Genomic DNA, 18,712 nt, shown 5'->3' on the forward strand with positions numbered 1-18,712 from the left:
TACCCCAATGGGGAGCTCGCCATCGTCTGGACGCGCCCGCAGCGCCTGAGCGCCAGTGGCGCCGTCGTGATGACGATGTGACGAGGTCGTGAAGCGTCTGGCGCGACCACCGCCGACCATGGCGATCCGGTCGGGCCGCTTCGCATCAGAAGAACCCAGGGTCGCTGCTGGAAGTTGGTCAGACCGGGCGTTTGCCCTAGCTTGATTTGGTCAGGCCAAACATATGATTTAACGGTCAATCCAGCAATTCTGGTCTAACCAGATGAGCAGCCGTTGATGAGGCTTGGGCAGCGCTCCGGCCACCTACAAAAAAAGGAGACACAACGTGACGAAGAAGGTGTTGAGACATCGGGCCAAGCTGTCGGTGCTCGCGGCGAGCGCCCTGGTGGTGGCCTGCGGCGGCGGGGGCGGCGAGGGCGGAGGCAGCTCCGGCGCGTTCCAGGCCATCAGCTTCAATTACCCCGGCGGCGCGACGCTGCTTGCCGGGCCGGTGACGCTGAAGGCCACCGCCGATTCAGGCCTCCCCGTGGCCTTCAGGTCGGGCACGCCCGACATCTGCACCGTCTCCGGCGACCAGCTCACGCTGGTGGCCAAGGGCGAATGCAGCGTCATCGCCAGCCAGGCCGGCGGCGCCGGCGCCAACGGCAAGCAATGGGCCGCGGCGGACGAGGTCGGGCAGCTGTTCAAGGTGCTGGGACGCGCGCAGACGCCGGTCGTGCCGGTCGCGGTGATGCGGCGCGCCACGACGGCGACGGTGAGCTTGTCGGGCAAGACGGATGCGGGGCTGGCGGCGACCTACCAGAGCACCACGCCCTCGATCTGCACCGTCAGCGGCACCAGCTTGACGGCACTCGGCGACGGGCTGTGCCAGTTGACGGTGACCGCGCCCGCCGACGCCAGCCACGAGGCCCTGGCCGGCACGACGGTGATCGCCGTGTCGCCGCTGCCGCCGGCCGTCGTGCAGAGCCAGGGCAAGACGCAGATCGTCGCGCTGGCCACCACCGACGCGGACGGCAGTGCCTTGAGCTATGCGAGCACCGCGCCCGCCGTCTGCGCGGTGGCGGGCAGCGAGCTGCAGATCCTGGCCAAGGGCACCTGCACGCTGACCCTGTCCAGCACCAGCGGCGCCACGGAGAACCTCGGCGTGGTCGTCGATCCGCACTTCTTCGCGAGCGGATTCAACCCGACGACCAACCGCACGCTGGAGTTCGGCGACATCAACACCGGCGCCGGCGTGCCCATCTCCGGGTGGTGCGGCGGCGCGGACCCGTCCTTCTGCAACCTGACGGTGACCTCCTTCTCGTCGACCTTCGGGTTCGACATCAAACAGAAGGCGGGCAGCGGCTGGGATGGCTCCACCGCCGGATGGTGGGCCTACTACAACTACGAGATCGGCGCGCCCAAGACCTCGAGCGGCGATCGCCTGCCCTTCGACCTCAAGACCGAGGAGTCGCTGTTCGTGACGCTCGGCCTGAACCAGACGCTGTTCGATGGCGGCGGCGCCGTGGCGGTCCGCATCCAGACGAACAACCTGCAGAAGAAGGCCAACGGCGACGAGTGCTACATCACCGCCTCGGTCAACGTGCAGCCGACGTCCGCCGCGCCCTCCGCCTACTTCCTCCCGCTGAAGAACTTCTCGGTGACGGAAACCTGCGGCACCGACATCGCGCAGACGGCGGAAGCCGGGCTGGCGCAGATCCGCAGCTTCGGCGTGCGCGCCCTGCAGTTCGGTCCGAGCATCAACCTGAGCCGACCGACGCCGAATGCGGACGGCACGCTGCCCGCGCCGACCGACCCGGGCTACACGCTCAGCACCGACGTCACCGTCTTCGGCCCGATCACCTTCCAGTGATCGCCAGGCGCCGCACAACCGAATCAGAAAGAAAAACGATGAGACAGTTCCGCACCACCGCCGTCCATCGCGGCATGGTCCAGATGCTGTTGCTGACCGCTGGCAGCACCGCATTTGCCCAGACCACGCCGCCCCCCAAGGAGCCCGAGACGCCGGCCGCGCTCGGCACCGTCGTCGTCAAGGGCCAGCGCGCCGCCTTGCAGTCGGCGCAGAAGATCAAGCAGAACTCCGAGGAAATCGTCGACTCCGTCGTGGCGGAGGAAGCAGGCAAGCTGCCCGACAAGTCCATCACCGAGGTGCTGCAGCGCATCGTCGGCGTGACCATCGAACGCCTGCGTTCGACCAACAACGACCCCAAGCATTTTTCCGAAGGGAGCGACGACCGCATCAACGTGCGCGGGCTCTCGTGGGGCTCGTCCACGCTCAACGGCCGTGAGGTGTTCTCGGCCGGCTGGCCGGGGCGCGACCTGAGCTGGAGCGCCGTGCCCTCTGAGCTGATGGCCGGCGTGGACGTCTACAAGAACCCCTCGGCGGAAAAGATCGAAGGCGGCGTCAGCGGCCAGGTGGACCTGCGCACGGCGCTGCCGTTCGACTACGAGGGCACCAAGCGCGTCGTCTCCTTCGGCAGCAACTACGAGCAGCGGACGAAGAAGGCCTCGCCGACGCTCTCGGGGCTCTATTCGACGAGGTGGGAGGCCGAGTCGGGCCGCTGGGGTGCGCTGGTCGACCTGGCGATGAACCACTCGACCTATGAGCAGCAGAAGCTCGAGGTCCAGCCCTACTACCCGCGCAGCGACGTCGTGCCCGGCCGGACGGTGTGGGTGCCCGGCGCGGCGGACTGGGGGCAGAACCTCGGTGAAAGCGACCGCAAGGGCTTCTACGGCGCGCTGCAGTGGAAGAAGAACAACATGCAGTCGTCGCTGACGGCCTTCGTGTCGAAGTCGCGGGAGGAGAACACCGGCTCGAACATCTACCCGAGCTTCGCCGATGGCAACTTCAACATGTCGCCGTACAACGTGCGGGTCGACAACCCGGTGGTCGACGATCGGGGCGTGGTGGTGTCGGGCCACTACAGCTATCCGTTGCAACTGCCGCGCGATGCCAACGGCAACGTCACGGACTTCAACCGTGGCGGCAAGGGCGCGAACCAGTTCGCCGACGGCGGCATCATGATGGGCACCAGCCGGGCGTTCACCCAGCACCACACCAACACCGCCGAGCTGGCCTGGAATTTCCAGTGGGCCGTCAACGACCGCTTCGCCTTGCAGAACGATCTGCAATGGGTCAAGTCCACCTTCCGCACCCGCGGCGAGGAAGTGCAGACGGCCACCTTCGTGCCGAGCATGGACATCACCACCTCGGGCAGCAAGCCGGTGCAGATCGGCTTCGACGAGCGGTCGCGCAATTTCCTCGCCGATCCGGGCAACTACTTCTGGCTGTCGGTCATGCCCGGCCGCTACAAGGGGGACGCCGACCTGTATGCGTGGAAGGTCGACGGCAAGTACGTGTTCGACGATTCGATCCTGCGCGACCTGAGAGTCGGCTTCCGCACCACCTACCGCACCTCCAAGCGCGAAGTGGCGGTCTATGCCGGTGACCCCACCAGCGTCGGCTGGAAGTCGATCGCCGAACCCTGGGTGGTGCGTCAGACCAGCACGCCGGGCCAGTTGCCCGGCCCCACCGATGACCAGAGCTGGAAGTCGCGCGGCAACTTCGCCTACCTGAGCGATCCGCGCTACGCGGCGGCCGCGCCGGTGGAGCTGTTCAACTACGCCGCCTTCGGCGGCAACAAGCCGCCCAGCGTGGTGTTCCCGACCTACGGCGCGCTCAAGGACTACAACACCTACAGCAAGCTGATCGGTGACGTCCGATACAACCAGTGCCTGGACTCGCAGGCGTGGGCGAAGGGGCAGAACGCGAAGAACCCGCAGAACCAGATCAACGTCCCGACCTGCAACGCCAGCGACTACCAGTACGACACGACGCTGTACTACGGGCTGAACCCGAACATGACCAGCAACGTCTCCGAGCGCACCCATGCCGTCTACGGCAGCCTGCGCTTCGGCTTCGATGACTGGAAGATCCCGGTGGACGGCAACCTGGGGCTGCGCGTGGTCTACACCGGACGTTCGTCGCACGGGCACACGACCTTCGACGCAACCTACGACGACCGCACGCCGCCCGACGTGCCGCGCTTCGGTCCGATCAACGAGAACCTGAATGTCGACGCCAATCATGTCGACGTGCTGCCCTCGCTGAACCTGAAGTTCAACCTGACGGGCGACAACAAGCTGCTGGGGCGCATCGCGGCGGCCCGCAGCGTGTACCGGCCGGGTTTCAACCAGCTGCAGGAATCGGTGTCGCTCAAGCAGAACATCGACACGGCCAACAACCGCATCACCTACACGGGCGAAAACACCGGCAACGCCAAGCTCAAGCCGCTGACGTCCGACAACTTCGACCTGGGCCTCGAGTGGTACCCGCGCAGCGGCCAGATGGTGTCGGTCACGGCCTTCTACAAGGACGTGAAGGACGTGATCTACGACTCCACCTACACGCGCGACTACAACAGCCTGGCGGGCAACCCGCAGACCTTCCAGATCAAGGGCCCGCGCAACGCGGCCCGGGCCTGGGTGCATGGCATCGAGCTCAAGGCCGAGACCTACCTGGACCATTTCGACTTCCTGAAGGACCGGCTGCCCGACTGGGCCAAGGGCTTCGGCGTGTCGGCGGACTACACCTACCTCGGCAGCAGCCAGCGCTTCTACCGCGATGCGCAGGTGCAGTTCTGCCCGCCCAACGGCACGATCACGAGCGACGCGCTCAAGGTGTACGGCTGCGACACCAACGGCAGGCCCTTCGGTGCGCTGCCGGTGCCCGGCCTGGTGAAGAACGCCGCCAACTTCGCGCTGCGCTATGACCGCTACGGCTTCTCGGCCCGCCTGGCCTACAACTGGACCAGCCGCGTGCTGAGGAACGTCGGCGTCGACTTCAATGGCCAGAACGGCACGAGCGCGGATCCCGCGCGCGCCGGCGCGCAGGACACCTGGTGGGGCCTGCCGCAGTACCAGGAGGCCTTCGGGCAGTGGGATGGCGGCGTGTCGTACAACTTCACGGAGAAGTTCGGGCTGTCGCTCAGCGTGACCAACCTGAACAACGTGACGGTTCGTCGCACCTTCCAGCAGACGCCGGGTGCCATGGGCGCGAGCTGGAACTTCCCGGGACGCAGCTACTACCTGACGGCGCGGTACGAGCTCTGAGGCGAGGTCGGGGCGCAAGCCCCGACCCCAACAAGGCGAAGTCATGCCCATGTCGTTCCGGGTCGCGCTCACCGCGACCTTCGTCCTGCTCTCAGCCGGCGCGGCCTGCGCCCAGCAAGCCGGCATGGCCAACCTGGACCGCGTCGAAGTGGCCGGCAGGAAGACGGAGGTCTCGCCGTGGTTCCGTGCCGAGAGCCCGCATTTCGTCGTGTACTCGGACACCCGCGAGGAGGACGTCGCGCCCCTGCTGGACAACCTGGAGAAGCTGGACCGGCTGCTGCGGGCCTACCTCCTGCCGGCCGGCCCCGCCGAGTCGCAGGCCGAGCCGCCGGCATCGAAACTGACGCTGTACTACCACGCCAGCCTGTCGGGCCTGCGGGCGGTCCCGGGCAGCGTGCCGGTCGATGCCGTCGGCCTGTACACCAGCTGCGCCGAGGGGGTGCAGGGCTTCGGCGTTCACCTGGAACGCATGGCCGCGCTGGACGACGAGCAACTCGAGAAGGCGCCGCTGAACGATTCGCTGACGCATGTCTTCGAGGCCTATGCGCGGCACTTCCTCTATCGCCATACCGACATCCGCAGCCCCGCGTGGTTCATCGATGGCTTCGCCCAGTACTTCTCCAGCGTGCGGTTCTCGGCGCAGCAGACGGTCGTCGGGCGGGCGCCCAGGGACGTCGCCGGCTACCTGAGGTTCCTGGGGGCGGGGCGCAAGTACCACCTCGAATGGGAGGATGTGCTGGCGCATCGGCTGGCTGATGCGCACGGCCATGGCGGCGAAGCCGGCGCGCGTCTCGAGTTCCAGTCGAAGTCCTGGCTGCTGACGCACTACGCACTGTCCTCGGACGACAACCGCAGGCGCCTCAGCCGCTATCTCCGGCTCGTCGGTGACGGCGCGTCGCCGACCGCGGCGTTCGAACGGGCCTTTGGCCTGACAAGCGCGGCGCTCGGCCCGGCGATGTGGCGCTACGGCCAGCGCGGCATGGAAGTGCTGCGAGGTGCGCCCCAGTCGCTCCCCCCGACGCCGGTCCGTTTCCGGACGCTCACGCGGGGAGCGGGCGAGTTCGTGCTGGTGGACGCCGCCCTGCGGTCCTGCCCGGGCCGGCAGGTCGGCGAGTCCCTGCTGAAGGAAGCCTCCGAGCTGGCGGCCAGGTTCCCGGAGGATCGGCCAGGGCGACTCACCTGGAGCCGGGCGCAGATCGACTGGGGTGATCCGCAGGCGGCGCTCTCCCGGCTGGAGGCCGACCTGCGGGAGGACGACACGGGCTTCGAGGCTCCTTACCTGGCGGGCAGGGCGCATCTCAGTCTTGCGGGGCGCGGCGAAGGCGCGTCCCGGGCGGCTCATCTCCAGGCGGCGCGGCAGCACTTGCAACGCGCGCTGGCGTTGAACCCGCGATCACCCGAAGTCGCTCTCGCAGGGTTCAAGGCGGAGGTCGCCGCGGCGGACCCGCCGGATGACGCCGCGTTTCAAGGCGTCATTGCCGTCTGGCAGACCGCGCGAGACGTGGACGCGCTCACCCGCTTCGCGGCGCTGGCCTATGCGCTGACCGGCAAGGCGGACGAGGCGTACCAGGCCCTGGGCACGCTCGCGCAGAACGGGGAAGTCCCGGCCGCCATGGCGCAATGGGCGCGCGAGTGGCAGGGGCGACTCGAGACCGGCGTGACGCGCGGCGAACTCCTCGCCGAGTTGCGCCGGACCGACGTGCCGGACGCGCCGGTCAAGGAATGGACCCTCAACAAGCGGCGCGTATTGCAGAAGGTCGAACTCAGCGCGGGTCTGGAGGCTGCGGACGCCTTCATCAAGGATAGGCAGCAGCAGAGCGATGGCGGGCCGCCCCCAGGCAACGCTGCGGGCGGCGCAGGGAGGCGCTAGGGCGCAGACGCCGCCGGCTGCCCGTCGGCCTTGGCCCCGGCGCGCCGGTTGCCCCTGAGCGTCGCCATCCTCCGGAGCCACGCCCATGCAGCCAACGACCGCCGAGTCCGCCCCGTCCTCAGCCGCGTCCGCCGCCGAGAGTCCCAGCGCCCCGGCGCTCACCGGCCATTGCCTCTGCGGCGCGGTCACGATCACCGTCGCGGGCCACCACGACCCGCGCGTCGGCGCCTGCCATTGCCGGATGTGCCAGCGATGGACCGGCGGCCTGTTCCTGTGCTTCACCGCCGACGTCTCCGCCGTGACGGTCAAGGGCGAGGTCACGCGCTACCGCTCGTCCTCCTTCGCCGAGCGCGCCTTCTGCCCGCGCTGCGGCTCGCACCTCTGGTTCAACGACGTCGACGACGCCGGCCAGCCCAAGGACTACGAACTCATGCCGGGGCTCTTCGATGCGGCTCGCCCCTGGCCGCTGCGGTCCGAGATCTACGTCGACCGGGCGATGGCCGCCGTGCCCCTCGCGGGGAACCATCGCCGCAAGACCCGCGCGGAGTACGAGGCCGACAACCCGTTCATCGAAGGCGACCTCGATTAGCGCTGGAGCGACCGGCCAGGCGCTGAGGCCCTTGCCGTGCGATGGCGGAGCCGGAGGCGCGAGGGCAGGGCACCAGGGTATGGCGACGGGGCTCCGGGTTTTCCCTCAATGATCCTAGGGGGGCGCCCCGCCGTTGCATACAAGGCGCCTGGCCGATGTGCTTCCTAGACTGCGCCTCGCCCGATGCATGTTGCATCGCGGGCGCATCCACTCAGGGAGACACCATGACCCAGTCAGCTTCGTTGCGACGCGCCTTGCGCGCCCTGGTCCTGTGCGGCACCTTCGCGGCCGCCGGCGCCTCGGCCCAGGTCGGTCCGGACCCCACGTCCGCCAGCCTCAATGCCACCGCCGGACCGTTCGCGGTCTCGACCAGCAACGTGGTGCTCGCGCGCGGTTTCGGCGGCGGCACGATCTACTACCCCACGGCGACCGGGCGCTACGGCGTCGTGGCCATCAGCCCGGGCTTCACCGCCACGGAGTCCAGCGTCGCCTGGCTCGGCCGCCGCCTGGCCACGCACGGGCTGGTGGTCATCACCATCAACACCAACACCACGCTCGACCAGCCCGCCAGCCGCGCCACGCAGCTGATGGCGGCGCTCAACCACGTCGTCAACAGCGCGAGCAGCACCGTGCGCAGCCGCGTGGACAGCACCCGGCTGGCGGTGGCGGGACATTCGATGGGCGGCGGCGGCGCGCTGATCGCCGCGCAGAACAACCCGACGCTCAAGGCCGCGCTGCCGCTGACGCCGTGGAACCTGAGCAGCAGCTTCACGCAGGTGCGGGTGCCGACGCTGATCGTCGGCGCGGATGGCGACGCGGTGGCCTCGGTGGCCGTGCATGCGCGGCCGTTCTACGCGAGCCTGCCCGCCACGACCTTCAAGGCCTACGCCGAGCTCAACGGCGCGAGCCACTTCACGCCCAACAGCACGAACACGCCGATCGGCCGCTACGGCACCGCGTGGATGAAGCGCTTCGTCGACGCGGACAGCCGCTACTCGCCCTTCCTCTGCGGCGCGCCACATGAGGCCTACGCCACGGCGCTGGTGTTCGACCGCTACAGCCAGAACTGCCCGTACTGAGCCCGCAGCCGCAGGAGGACGCCATGTCGCACCCGTCCGATCGACCCCGGGGCCGGCGCATCGCCTGGGCCCTTGCCGCCGGCCTCGGTTCGGCGATCCTCCTGGTCTGGCTGGCCGCCGCGGCACTCGCCCCGGCGGCCGCGGAGGAACCCGCCGCGGTGTTCCCCTGGGCGCGCACCCCGGCCGCGGCGTCGTCGTCCGAAGCGGGGACACCGCCCGGCACGGCGCCTGTCGTCGCAGGGCAGGGGACGTCGGCGTCGCCGGCATCCTCCCAGGCGTCGGTGGGGTCAGACCTTGCTGGCACCTCCTCCGGCGTGTTCCGGGTCGATGCGCAGGGCCGGCTGGTCGTCGACCAGGCGATGCGGCTGCGGGTCGAGGCGTTGCTGGCGCTCCATGAAGGCGACGCGCTGGCCGCGCGCCTGGACGCGGAACTGGCGGGGCTGACGCCGACCGCCGCCGCGCGGGCGCGCGAGCTGGTCGCGCAGTTCGAGGCCTACCAGGGCGCGCAGGCCGCCGCGTTCCCGCCGGGCAGGGCGCCCTTGGTGCCCGAGGAGGGGCTCGCGCAACTGCAGGCGATGCAGGCGCTGCGGGCCAGCCACTTCGGCGCCGACGCGGCGCGGCAGATGTTCGCGCAGGACGATGCCGTCGCGCGCCGGATCCTGGAGCTGATGCGGGAGGACACCTCCACCGCGCGCAGCATGGAGGAGAAGGCGATGCGGGCCCAGGTCCGCTATGACCAGGAGCGCGGTGTTGTTCCGCCTTGACGCCGCGACGCACGCCGGGGAGCATGCCGCCATGACCTCTGGCGACACCGTCGAGCCTCGCCTCGGCCTGCTGGGTGACAGCTTCATCTACGCCAGCGCGGCCTTGCGGTCGCGCGTCTGCCGGCACTCCGCGACGCTGGCCTGCGCGCTGACGCCGCAGCCGCTGAGCATCAGCGCCGACGGCCAGCAGTGGCGAGGTCACCTGATCGCGATCCGCCCGTTTTCCTGGCGTGCCATCGACTCGGGCGGGCAACCCGTCGTGCTGATCGACCTGGAGCCCACCCACCCGCGCTACAACACCTTCAGCCACTGGCCCGACCGCGCGCCGGTGCGCGTGCTCGACGCCCACGGCTTCGCCGGCCTGCGCGATTGCGCGCGCGCCTTCGCGCATCGGACCTTGAGCGGCCGGCGCCTGCAGGCGTCGGTGCAGTTGCTGGTCGGCAGCGTCGCCGACAGCGTGGCACCGCACCGACCGCTGGAGGTCCGCGTGCGGCAGATGATGGCCGCGCTGCGCCTGGACCCGTCGCTGGACCTGACGGCGCTGGGCGCGGCGGTGGGCCTGTCCGCGGCGCAGGCCTCGCGTGGCTTCGTGCGCTCGCTCGGCATCACGGCGCGGCAGTACGCGCTGGCCGCCAAGATCCAGCGCGCGGCGATGTTCTTCGGCAGCGGCCGCGCGCTGACCAGCATCGCGCAGGCGTCGGGGTTCACCGATTCCGCCCACCTGGCCAAGGTGTGGATGCGCTGTTACGGTGACTGCCCGTCGCGCTACTTCGCCCAGCACGACGGCTCGCTCGACGGCCGCGTCGACCACGCCTGGCGACAGCGCGTGAGCCTGTCGGAGACCTTCAACTGAGCCCTTCGTGACACGCCCGACGCTCTGGCATCGACTTCGACATGCGGCTGTTCATGCGCCTGGCCTGGGCGTGCTGCTGCTGGCCGTGCGCAACTACGTGCTCCACCAGAGCGCCAACCAGGCGGGCAGCATGGCGTTCTCGATGGTGCTGTCGATGTTTCCGCTGCTGGTGCTGCTGTCCGCGGGCGCGGCGTACATCGGCGCTCCCGGCGATGCCGCGGCGCTGGCGCGGCGTGTGGCCGAGTACGCGCCGCCGCTGGTGCGCGGCGCCTTGCAGCCGGTCGTCGACCAGGTGCTGGCGCAGCGCAGCCAGACGCTGGTGACCATCGGCCTGTTCGTCACGCTGTGGACCGCGTCCTCCGGCATGCAGGCAGTCCGCACCGCGCTCAACCGGTCCTACGGCATCGAGCGCGGGCTGTCGTTCTGGCGGGCGCGCCTGAAGGTGACGGTGTTCACCGTGGTCGTCGGTGGCGGCATCCTCCTCACCTTCAGTTCCATCATCGTCATGCCCTACGTGTGGGAGGCGCTGGAGCGCAGCACCGGCGTGGGCAAGGAGACGCTCTGGCTGCGCAACAGCGTGCGCTACGGCCTGGCATTCCCGATGCTCACCGTGCTGTACGCGCTGCTGTATGGCTGGCTGCCCGACATCCGCCAGCGCCTGCGCACCGTGCTGCCCGGCGCCGTCGTCGGCGCGGCGCTGTGGGTGGCGCTGGTGGCGGTGCTGTCGTACTCGCTGCGCAGCGCCGGGAAGCTGGCGCTGCTGTACGGCAGCTTCGCCGGCGTGGTGGCCACGCTGGTGTTCCTCTACCTCAGCGCGGCGACGCTGATCTATGGGGCTGAGGTGAATGCGGTGATCCGGGGGAGGTTGGTCGGGGCGGGGAATGACCTGGAGGAGGCTGAGCGGTGAATCGGCGATCGGGGAAGCTGCATGCCGGTAGCAGCCGAGGCCCTCCTTTGCGCGCCAACACGCTTGGCCCTGCGTCGGGTTATCGAGGGCCAGCAGCCCGGTCACTTCGAGGTCCGGATGGTCGGCGAAGTGGTCGTCAGGTACAGCGACCGGCCGGTATCCGCCGGCTTGGCCGCGCCGCGGTCCCGGCAGGCCAGCGCGTCGCCGTGTTTCTTCACCAGCTTGCTCAGCGTGGCCCGCTGCATGTTGCAGATGCGCGCGGCCTCGCTGATGTTGCCGTTTCCGACGGCCATCGCCTCCATCACGAACTGACGCTCGACGTTGACCACCGCCGCGCGCTTGGCTTCGCGCAAGGAGGCGCAGCCGCGTTCGCCACTGCGCTGCGTCGCCGCTTCCCGCAGCCCCGGTGAGCTGGTGAGCAGCGTGTCGACGTCGATGCAGCCCGCCGTCGTGCTCAGGCAGGCTCGCACCAGCGTGTGCTCGAGCTCGCGCACGTTGCCCGGCCAGTTCAGCGATCGCAGCAGCGCCAGCGCCTCGTCGCTGATCGCCTTGGGCGGCCCGGTGGTGGTCTGCGCCACGCCGCGCAGCAGGTGCGGCACCAGCAGGTCGAGGTCCTCCGGCCGCTCGCGCAGCGGCGGCAGGTCCACCCGCAGCACGTCCAGCCGGAAGAACAGGTCCGAGCGGAAGCCGCCTTGCTGCGACAGCGAGAACAGGTCGACGTTGCAGGCCGCGACGATGCGCACGTCGGCCTTGTGCGTCTGGTCGTCGCCGACCGCGCGGAACGACGCGTCCTGCAGGAAGCGCAGCAGCACCACCTGGCCGCGCGGCGACAGCGCCTCGATCTCGTCGAGGAACAGCGTGCCGCCTTCGGCCTCGCGCACCAGGCCCCGGCGCGTGCGCGCCGCGTCGGTGAAGGCGCCGCGCGCGTGGCCGAACAGCTCGCTCTCGATCAGCGTGTCCGGCAGCGCGCCGCAGTTGACGGGAATGAAGGCGCCGTCGCGCCGCGGACCCAGGTAGTGGATGGCGCGCGCCACCAGGTCCTTGCCGGTGCCGGTCTCGCCGACCACCAGCACCGGCGCCGCGCAATCGGCATAGCGTGCCACCAGGTCCAGCGCCTTGCGCAAGCCCGCGGACGTGCCCACGAGCATCGCGTCCAGCGTCCCCGGGTGAGCCTTGGTTGGGGTGCTCATCGTGTCGCCTCCCTGGCCTGACATCGGTCGGCAGGCAGTGTACGGAAGGCCGTTTGCCGAGCACCTCCCTAATGTTGACGACCGTTACAACCCAGGCGCGATCGGGCCATCCGTGCCATCGCGGCACGGCCGTGTCGCGATCGACACAGGGCCTCGCGAGGCCCGCCACGACGGCATCGCGGCCTTGCCCGCGGTCGCGCGGGTCCGTGTCGGCGGTGACTCGGACGATGTGACGCAGATCACGATTGCCTCAATCAAATCAAGGACTTGAGGCGAGCCGGCCCCCTGGCACGGTTTACGCATGGTCAGCCGGCATGACCACCCCTCCGTCCAGCGCCGACGTGGCCGCGATGATCCTGCGCTACGTCATCGCGCATCCCGGCGCCTGCGATTCCATCGATGGCATCTGCGATTGGTGGCTGGTGCGGCAGCAGCGCGACGACCTGCGCAGCGCCGCCGAGGCGGCGCTGGTGCTGCTGGTGGCCGATGGCCGCATCGAGGTCATCACCCAGGTCGACGGCAGCACCGTCTATCGCGCCTTGCCGCCCGCGCGGCATTGACGGATGCGTACCGCCATGCCCGCCATCGCCTCGAACCGCCCGCCGGACTTCCAGATGGAAGGCCTGTGGGCCGCGCTCGGCCGGCTGGACCGCATGCTCGAGCGCGCCGCCAACGCGGCCGATGCCGCGGCGGTCCCGGCGGCCGCAGGCACGCAGCCCGAGCCGTATCGCGGCCTCTACGTCACGACGCAGGACGTGCAGCGGCTCGTCCGCCAGGGGCCCGGCGAACCGTGGCTGGCCGGCCACGGCCCGGGTGCCGGCGCCGTGGAGCCCGCCGCGCCGCCGCCGATGCCCGAGAGCTCGCGTTTCCCATGGCTGCAGCAGGCCTTCGGGCTCGACACCATCGACCTGGACATCGTGCTGGTCGCGCTCGCGCCCGAGGTCGACCTGCGCTACGAGCGGCTCTATGCCTACCTGCAGGACGACGTGACGCGGCGCAGGCCCACCGTCGACCTCGTGCTCAACCTGCTGTGCGCGTCGCGCGACGCCAAGATCCTCGCGCGCGCCCGCTTCGGTCCCGAGGCGCCGCTGGTGCGGCACCGGCTGGTGCAACTGGCCGGCGATGCCGGCGCGATCGGCACGCCGCTGCTGTCGCAGGCGATCAAGCTCGAGGAACCGGTGGTGCGGCTGCTGCTGGGCCAGCCCTGGCTGGACGCGCGGTTGCGCGGCGTGGCGCGGTTCACCGCGGCGCCCGAGGCCGGCGAGGGCGGGGCGGCCGACACGCTGGCGCTGAGCCTGTCCAAGGCGCTGGCCGACGGCAGCGGCCCGCAGTTCTACCTGGAAGGCGAATCCAGTGCCGGCCAGGAGGCCGCGGCGGCGAAGCTCGCGGCGCGGCTGGGGCAGTCGCTGATCGTCGTCGACCTCGTGCGCGCCGCCGATCCGGCCGACCAGTTCGCGACCACGCTCGAGCTGTTGCTGCGCGAGGCGCACCTGCTGTCGGCGGTCGTCCACCTGCAGGGGCATGACGCGCTGACGAACGCGGAGCGCGGCACGCTGGCGCAGGCCCTCGCGGCGCGGACGCCGGCGGCGGGGCTGGTGATCGTGATGTCGGGCGCCCGGCCCTGCGATCCGCGCTTTCGCGGCATGGCGTCGGTGCCGGTGGCCGCGGCCGGCTTCCGCGACCGCCGTGCCGCCTGGGCCGCCGGCCTGCGCGGCCAGCGCATCGAGCTCGATCCCCGCGCCCTCGATGACCTCGCCGCGCGGTATCCCCTCGACGAGGCGCAGATCGCCGCCGCCACGGCGCATGCGGCGCGCCAGTCCGCCTTGGAGCAGACCACGCCCGACCCGGCCGCGCTGGCCCGGGCCGCGCGCCAGCAGCTCTCGCGCGACCCCGGCACGCTGGCGCGCAAGCTCGCCCCGCTGCATGTCTGGAACGACCTCGTGTTGCCGCCGGACGCGATCGCCCAGCTGAAGGAGATCTGCCGCCAGGCACGCTTCCGCCATGTCGTGTTCGGCGACTGGGGCTTCGACCGCAAGCTCTCCGTCGGCAAGGGCCTGAGCGCGCTGTTCAGCGGCCCGCCCGGCACCGGCAAGACGATGGCGGTGGAGGTCATCGCCAACGACCTCGGGCTGGACCTGTTCAAGATCGACCTGTCGCAGGTCGTCAGCAAGTACATCGGCGAGACCGAGAAGAGCATCGACCGCCTGTTCCTCGAGGCGCGCGCGGGCAACGCGATCCTGTTCTTCGACGAGTGCGACGCGCTCTTCGGCAAGCGCACCACGGTGCAGGACGCGCACGACCGCTACGCCAACATCGAAGTCGCCTACCTGCTGCAGAAGCTCGATGAACACGAGGGCCTGAGCATCCTGGCGACCAACCTGCGGCAGAACCTGGACGTGGCCTTCACCCGCCGGCTCGGCTTCATCGTCGACTTCCCGTTCCCCGACGAGGACAGCCGGCGCCGGCTGTGGGAATCGATCTGGCCGCCCAAGGTGCCGCGCAGCCAGGACCTGGATCTGGGTTTCCTGGCCGCCAACTTCAAGGTGCCCGGCGGCGCGGTGAAGAACATCGCGGTGGCCGCGGCCTTCCTGGCGGCGGAGCAGGGCGGCGAGCTCAAGACCGAGCACCTGCTGTGGGCCGCGCGGCGCGAGATCGAGAAGTCCGGCCGGCGCGTCGCCGGCAGCGAGTTCGGCCCCTACGCGGCGCGCGTGGAGGCGTTGGCCCGGGCGGGAGATCGTCATGCTGCATGAGGTCACCGACAGCCTGGAGGCCTTCTTCAAGCAGCCGGGGCTGGCGCCGCCGCTGCGCGACGCGGCGATCCGCTTCGACCGGCCGACCGATCCGTACGCGCTCGACCAGACCACGGTCAACCTGTTCCTGTTCGAGGTGCGCGAGCACCTGGAGCTGCGCAACAACGAGCCGGTGACGCGCCGAGTCGGCGGCCAGTCGCTCGTGGTGCCGCCAGCGTGGCGCGCCAACTGCCTCTACCTGGTCACCGCCTGGCCGGTCGGCGGCACCGACCTGCCCAAGCAGGAGCACCAGCTGCTGGGCCAGGTGCTGCAGCTGATCGCCGGTTCGCCGGTGATCCCGCCGGCCTTCCTGACGCCGGCGCTGCAGGCGCAGGAGCCGCCGCTGCCGATGCTGATGGTGCAGCCCGACGGCGTGCGCAACCCGGCCGAGTTCTGGGCCGCGATCGGCAACCGGATCAAGGCCTCGCTGCTGCTGTCGGTGACGGTGTCGCTGGAGGTCTTCGAGACCGAGACCTATCCCAGCGTCATCACCAGCGAGATCCGCCTGGAATCGCTGCCCGACGGCGCGGCGCTGGAAGCGCCGTTCTTCCGCATCGGCGGCGTGGTGCGCGACAACGCGTCGGTGCCGGTGGCCAATGCCGGCGTCCAGCTGCTGGGGCGCGGCCGCAGCACGCTGACCGACGCCGAAGGCAAGTTCTCGCTGTCGGCCGTCGCGGCGGGCAGCTACACCCTGCGCGTGACGGCGGGCGCCGTCACGCGGGACCGTGCCATCGTCGTCCCGGCCCCCGCGGTCGCGGGCTACGACGTGCAGTTGATCTGACCGAGAGAGGGCATCGATGGCTAACTATTTCGCACCCGGCGTCTACGTCGAAGAAGTCCCGCCCGTCGCCCGGCCGATCGCCGGCGTGGGCACCAGCACGGCCGCCTTCATCGGCGTGGCCGACCGGCTCGATCCGGCCGATGTCGGCAAACCGAGGAAGTTCACCAACTGGGGCGAGTTCGCCACCTTCATCGTCGGCGCCGGCGCCACGCCGACGACGCCCATCCACACCACCGCCAACCGCATGCTGGCGCTGGCGGTGTTCGGCTTCTTCGCCAACGGCGGCACCACCTGCTACGTGGTGCCGGTCGCGGCCGGCGGCCTGGCCAACCTGCAGGCGCCGCTGGAGACGCTCAAGGCCTTCGACGACATCGCCATCGTCGCCGCGCCCGGCGCGCAGGGCACCGCCGCCAAGGTCCAGCTGATGGACCACTGCTTCGAGATGCAGGACCGGGTGGCCGTGCTCGACGGCGAGCACGCGCCCGCCTCCGACAGCACGCCCGCCGACATCTACGGCGGTCCCATGCCCGGCGGCGGCCCGTCCACGCCGGACAAGTTCAGCTACGGCGCGCTCTACTTCCCGTGGGTCAAGGTCTTCAATCCGCTGTTCACCGGCACCGGGCCGGAGACCGAGCTGATCGACCAGCCGCCCAGCGGCCACGTGGCCGGCATCTGGGCCCGCGTGGACGCCACGCGCGGCGTGCACAAGGCACCGGCCAACGAGGGCGTGATCGGCATCGTCGACCTGGAGCGGCCGATGGGCAAGGACAAGCAGGTCAGCCTGAACCCCCCCGGCATCAACGTGATCCGGCCCTTCGGCGGCTCGCCGATGGTCTATGGCGCGCGCACGCTCGGCGGCGACCGCAACGGGGAGTACCGCTACCTCAACGTGCGGCGCTTCATGAACTTCCTGAAGGAATCGATCGACGAGGGCACGCAGTTCGTCGTCTTCGAGCCCAACTCGCCGGCGCTGTGGCAGCGGATCATCCGCTCGGTCAGCGACTTCCTCTACAACCAGTGGCGCGACGGCGCGCTGTTCGGCGCGACAGCGAAGGAAGCCTTCTTCGTCAAGTGCGACCTCGAGACCAATCCGGCCAGCGAGCGCGAGGCCGGGCGCGTCATCACCGAGATCGGCGTGGCGGTCGTCAAGCCCGCGGAGTTCGTCATCTTCCGCATCCAGCAGAACACCGGCGCCTGAGGAGAGCAGACATGGCCAGAAAAGATCCCTATCGCAACTTCCGCTTCCTGGTGGAGATCGACGGCATCGTGCAGGCCGGCTTCGCGGAGTGCAGCGGCTTCGGCTCCAACATCGAGGTGGTCGAGTACCGCGAGGGCGGCGAGGTCGCCACCGTGCGCAAGCTGCCCGGCAAGGTGTCCTATCCCGACATCACGCTCAAGTGGGGCGTGACCGACTCGCGCGAGCTCTACGACTGGCACCTGGCCGCGGTCAACGGGACCATCGACCGGCGCAACGGCTCGATCATCCTGCAGGACGACGCGGGGCAGGAGAAGGTGCGCTGGAACTTCTTCAGCGCCTGGCCCAGCAAGTACGACGGGCCGGACTTCAACGCCAAGGGCAACGACGTGTCGCTGGACGCGCTGACGGTGAGCTGCGAACGCGTCGAGCGCGCCTGAACCGGGGAGCACCATGTTCCAGACCGAGTTCGAGTTCACGCTGCCGCTGGGGTATGTCGACGCCGACGGCGACCTGCATCGCGAGGGCGTGATGCGCCTGGCCACCGCGGCCGACGAGATCCTGCCGCTGCGCGACCCGCGGGTGCAGGGCAACGAGGCCTACCTGACCATCATCCTGCTGTCGCGCGTGCTGTCGCGGCTCGGCTCGGTGGGGCAGGTCACGCCCAAGGTGGTCGAGGGCCTCTACGCGGCCGACCTGGCCTACCTGCAGGAGTTCTACAACCGCATCAATCGCAGCGGCCGCGCCACGATCGAGGCCGCCTGCCCGAAGTGCGCGCACGAGTTCGCGATGGAGATGAACAGCCCGGGGGGATCGTAGGCTACCCCCTGTCCGCGCTGTACAGGGAGGTAGCCTTCGTCGCCTACCACTTCCACTGGTCGCACGAGGACGTGCTCCTGCTCGAGCACAAGGAGCGCCAGCGCTGGGTGGAGGAGATCTCCGCGATCAACGACAGAGCCAACAGCGAAGCCGTTCAGTGACACCACAGGAGTCGACGTGAACCGATGGCAAGCATGGGCAGGGCGTCTGCGCGCGCGGCATGGCCGCATCGACGCGTGGCGCGCGGCCGGCGAGATGGCGCTGCGACGCGGCGCCGGCGCGGCCGGCACCGTCGTGCAAGCGCACGCGGGACCGGTCGTCCACCAGCACCTGCGGCTGGCGGTCACGGCGCGTTTCCCGCTGAGCCTGCGCGCCCAGCCGGCGGCGCCGATGGTGCTGCGCCAGCCGATGCCCGTGGGTGCCCTGCAGGCGCCCGCCGAGACCCCTCGCATGACCATCGCGAGCGCCGGACCCGATGGCCGCCCGGGGCGGCCCGGACCCGCGGGACCGGACGGCGCGCCCGGACATCCGGGCGAGATGGCGAGCGTGCCGATGACGCACCGCATGGCCGCGCCGCTCTTCGTGCCGGCCAGGGAGGCGACCGCGCGGCCGATGCTGGCGGCGTCGCCGTCCGCGCCGGTGCTGCGTGCCGGGGTCCAGCCGATCGCGCCGGTCGCGGCCGCGCATGCGGCGCAGATCGCGACGCGCCTGCGCCGCGGCGCCACGCGCGAGGAACTGCCGCCGGCCCCGTCCGCGGCGGTGCT

The 18,712-nt window shown here is 70.3% G+C and carries 16 protein-coding genes and 1 pseudogene; 16 read left to right on the forward strand and 1 reads right to left on the reverse strand.

Annotation, left to right across the window (positions count from 1 at the left end; all coding sequences use genetic code 11):
• Positions 1-325 precede the first annotated feature (325 nt).
• The 8 genes from ACTJKJ_RS20055 to ACTJKJ_RS20090 all read left to right on the forward strand — a co-directional run bounded on the left by ACTJKJ_RS20055 (position 326) and on the right by ACTJKJ_RS20090 (position 11,174).
• On the forward strand, positions 326-1,852 hold the full coding sequence (locus ACTJKJ_RS20055) for a hypothetical protein (RefSeq protein ID WP_440821526.1): 1,527 nt from the start codon (positions 326-328) through the stop codon (positions 1,850-1,852).
• Positions 1,853-1,890: 38 nt separating this feature from the next.
• Positions 1,891-5,112, forward strand: coding sequence for a TonB-dependent receptor (locus ACTJKJ_RS20060; protein ID WP_440821527.1), 3,222 nt, complete (start codon positions 1,891-1,893; stop codon positions 5,110-5,112).
• 124 nt (positions 5,113-5,236) lie between these two features.
• Positions 5,237-6,982, forward strand: coding sequence for a hypothetical protein (locus ACTJKJ_RS20065; protein WP_440821528.1), 1,746 nt, complete (start codon positions 5,237-5,239; stop codon positions 6,980-6,982).
• 85 nt (positions 6,983-7,067) lie between these two features.
• Entirely contained in the window at positions 7,068-7,571 is a 504-nt protein-coding gene (locus ACTJKJ_RS20070) for a GFA family protein (RefSeq protein ID WP_440821529.1), read from the forward strand.
• A gap of 224 nt (positions 7,572-7,795) precedes the next feature.
• Positions 7,796-8,650, forward strand: a complete 855-nt coding sequence (locus tag ACTJKJ_RS20075) for an alpha/beta hydrolase family protein (RefSeq protein WP_091724598.1) — start codon at positions 7,796-7,798, stop codon at positions 8,648-8,650.
• Between the two features lie 23 nt (positions 8,651-8,673).
• Positions 8,674-9,414, forward strand: a complete 741-nt coding sequence (locus ACTJKJ_RS20080; protein WP_440821530.1) for a lipase secretion chaperone — start codon at positions 8,674-8,676, stop codon at positions 9,412-9,414.
• A gap of 31 nt (positions 9,415-9,445) precedes the next feature.
• Positions 9,446-10,267: a helix-turn-helix domain-containing protein gene (locus ACTJKJ_RS20085; protein WP_440821531.1), complete on the forward strand. Its 822-nt coding sequence runs from the start codon at positions 9,446-9,448 to the stop codon at positions 10,265-10,267.
• 7 nt (positions 10,268-10,274) lie between these two features.
• Positions 10,275-11,174 carry a YihY/virulence factor BrkB family protein gene (locus ACTJKJ_RS20090; RefSeq protein WP_091724601.1) on the forward strand — a complete coding sequence of 300 codons (900 nt, stop codon included), beginning with the start codon at positions 10,275-10,277 and terminating at the stop codon, positions 11,172-11,174.
• A 101-nt stretch (positions 11,175-11,275) separates the two neighbouring features.
• Here the strand turns inward: ACTJKJ_RS20090 and ACTJKJ_RS20095 are convergent, their stop codons facing one another.
• Entirely contained in the window at positions 11,276-12,364 is a 1,089-nt protein-coding gene (locus ACTJKJ_RS20095; protein WP_440821532.1) for a sigma-54 interaction domain-containing protein, read from the reverse strand.
• A 314-nt stretch (positions 12,365-12,678) separates the two neighbouring features.
• Here ACTJKJ_RS20095 and ACTJKJ_RS20100 point away from each other — a divergent pair, with 314 nt between their 5' ends.
• The 8 genes and pseudogenes from ACTJKJ_RS20100 to ACTJKJ_RS20135 all read left to right on the forward strand — a co-directional run.
• Positions 12,679-12,924 carry a hypothetical protein gene (locus ACTJKJ_RS20100; protein WP_091724603.1) on the forward strand — a complete coding sequence of 82 codons (246 nt, stop codon included), beginning with the start codon at positions 12,679-12,681 and terminating at the stop codon, positions 12,922-12,924.
• Between the two features lie 15 nt (positions 12,925-12,939).
• Positions 12,940-15,114 carry an AAA family ATPase gene (locus tag ACTJKJ_RS20105; RefSeq protein WP_440821533.1) on the forward strand — a complete coding sequence of 725 codons (2,175 nt, stop codon included), beginning with the start codon at positions 12,940-12,942 and terminating at the stop codon, positions 15,112-15,114.
• The gene (locus ACTJKJ_RS20110) at positions 15,104-15,934 is read left to right on the forward strand and encodes a Pvc16 family protein (protein ID WP_183479543.1); all 831 of its coding nucleotides are present in this window, start codon (positions 15,104-15,106) and stop codon (positions 15,932-15,934) included. Before ACTJKJ_RS20105 ends, ACTJKJ_RS20110 begins: the two co-directional genes overlap by 11 nt.
• Before the next feature lie 16 nt (positions 15,935-15,950).
• A complete protein-coding gene (locus tag ACTJKJ_RS20115) occupies positions 15,951-17,132 on the forward strand; it encodes a phage tail sheath family protein (protein WP_440821534.1) in 1,182 nt (393 codons plus the stop codon).
• Positions 17,133-17,143: 11 nt separating this feature from the next.
• Complete coding sequence (locus ACTJKJ_RS20120) at positions 17,144-17,569, forward strand: phage tail protein (RefSeq protein ID WP_091724607.1); 426 nt, start codon at positions 17,144-17,146, stop codon at positions 17,567-17,569.
• 13 nt (positions 17,570-17,582) lie between these two features.
• A complete protein-coding gene (locus ACTJKJ_RS20125; protein ID WP_091724608.1) occupies positions 17,583-17,948 on the forward strand; it encodes a hypothetical protein in 366 nt (121 codons plus the stop codon).
• On the forward strand, positions 17,900-18,109 hold the full coding sequence (locus ACTJKJ_RS20130) for a DUF6760 family protein (RefSeq protein ID WP_091724609.1): 210 nt from the start codon (positions 17,900-17,902) through the stop codon (positions 18,107-18,109). The genes ACTJKJ_RS20125 and ACTJKJ_RS20130 overlap by 49 nt, the downstream gene beginning before the upstream one ends.
• Before the next feature lie 16 nt (positions 18,110-18,125).
• A pseudogene (locus ACTJKJ_RS20135) lies at positions 18,126-18,712 on the forward strand (hypothetical protein); the annotation flags it as partial.

Origin of the sequence: Roseateles sp. 22389 (assembly GCF_052044995.1) — a bacterium.
GTDB lineage: Bacteria > Pseudomonadota > Gammaproteobacteria > Burkholderiales > Burkholderiaceae_C > Roseateles.

Coding starts and splice junctions, on each gene's coding strand:
- ACTJKJ_RS20070 (WP_440821529.1), top strand. CDS start 7,068: ATGCAGCCAACGACCGCCGAGTCCGCCCCGTCCTCAGCCGCGTCCGCC.
- ACTJKJ_RS20105 (WP_440821533.1), top strand. CDS start 12,940: ATGCCCGCCATCGCCTCGAACCGCCCGCCGGACTTCCAGATGGAAGGC.
- ACTJKJ_RS20080 (WP_440821530.1), top strand. CDS start 8,674: ATGTCGCACCCGTCCGATCGACCCCGGGGCCGGCGCATCGCCTGGGCC.
- ACTJKJ_RS20100 (WP_091724603.1), top strand. CDS start 12,679: ATGACCACCCCTCCGTCCAGCGCCGACGTGGCCGCGATGATCCTGCGC.
- ACTJKJ_RS20125 (WP_091724608.1), top strand. CDS start 17,583: ATGTTCCAGACCGAGTTCGAGTTCACGCTGCCGCTGGGGTATGTCGAC.
- ACTJKJ_RS20060 (WP_440821527.1), top strand. CDS start 1,891: ATGAGACAGTTCCGCACCACCGCCGTCCATCGCGGCATGGTCCAGATG.
- ACTJKJ_RS20115 (WP_440821534.1), top strand. CDS start 15,951: ATGGCTAACTATTTCGCACCCGGCGTCTACGTCGAAGAAGTCCCGCCC.
- ACTJKJ_RS20075 (WP_091724598.1), top strand. CDS start 7,796: ATGACCCAGTCAGCTTCGTTGCGACGCGCCTTGCGCGCCCTGGTCCTG.
- ACTJKJ_RS20110 (WP_183479543.1), top strand. CDS start 15,104: ATGCTGCATGAGGTCACCGACAGCCTGGAGGCCTTCTTCAAGCAGCCG.
- ACTJKJ_RS20095 (WP_440821532.1), bottom strand. CDS start 12,364: ATGAGCACCCCAACCAAGGCTCACCCGGGGACGCTGGACGCGATGCTC.
- ACTJKJ_RS20065 (WP_440821528.1), top strand. CDS start 5,237: ATGGCCAACCTGGACCGCGTCGAAGTGGCCGGCAGGAAGACGGAGGTC.
- ACTJKJ_RS20085 (WP_440821531.1), top strand. CDS start 9,446: ATGACCTCTGGCGACACCGTCGAGCCTCGCCTCGGCCTGCTGGGTGAC.
- ACTJKJ_RS20120 (WP_091724607.1), top strand. CDS start 17,144: ATGGCCAGAAAAGATCCCTATCGCAACTTCCGCTTCCTGGTGGAGATC.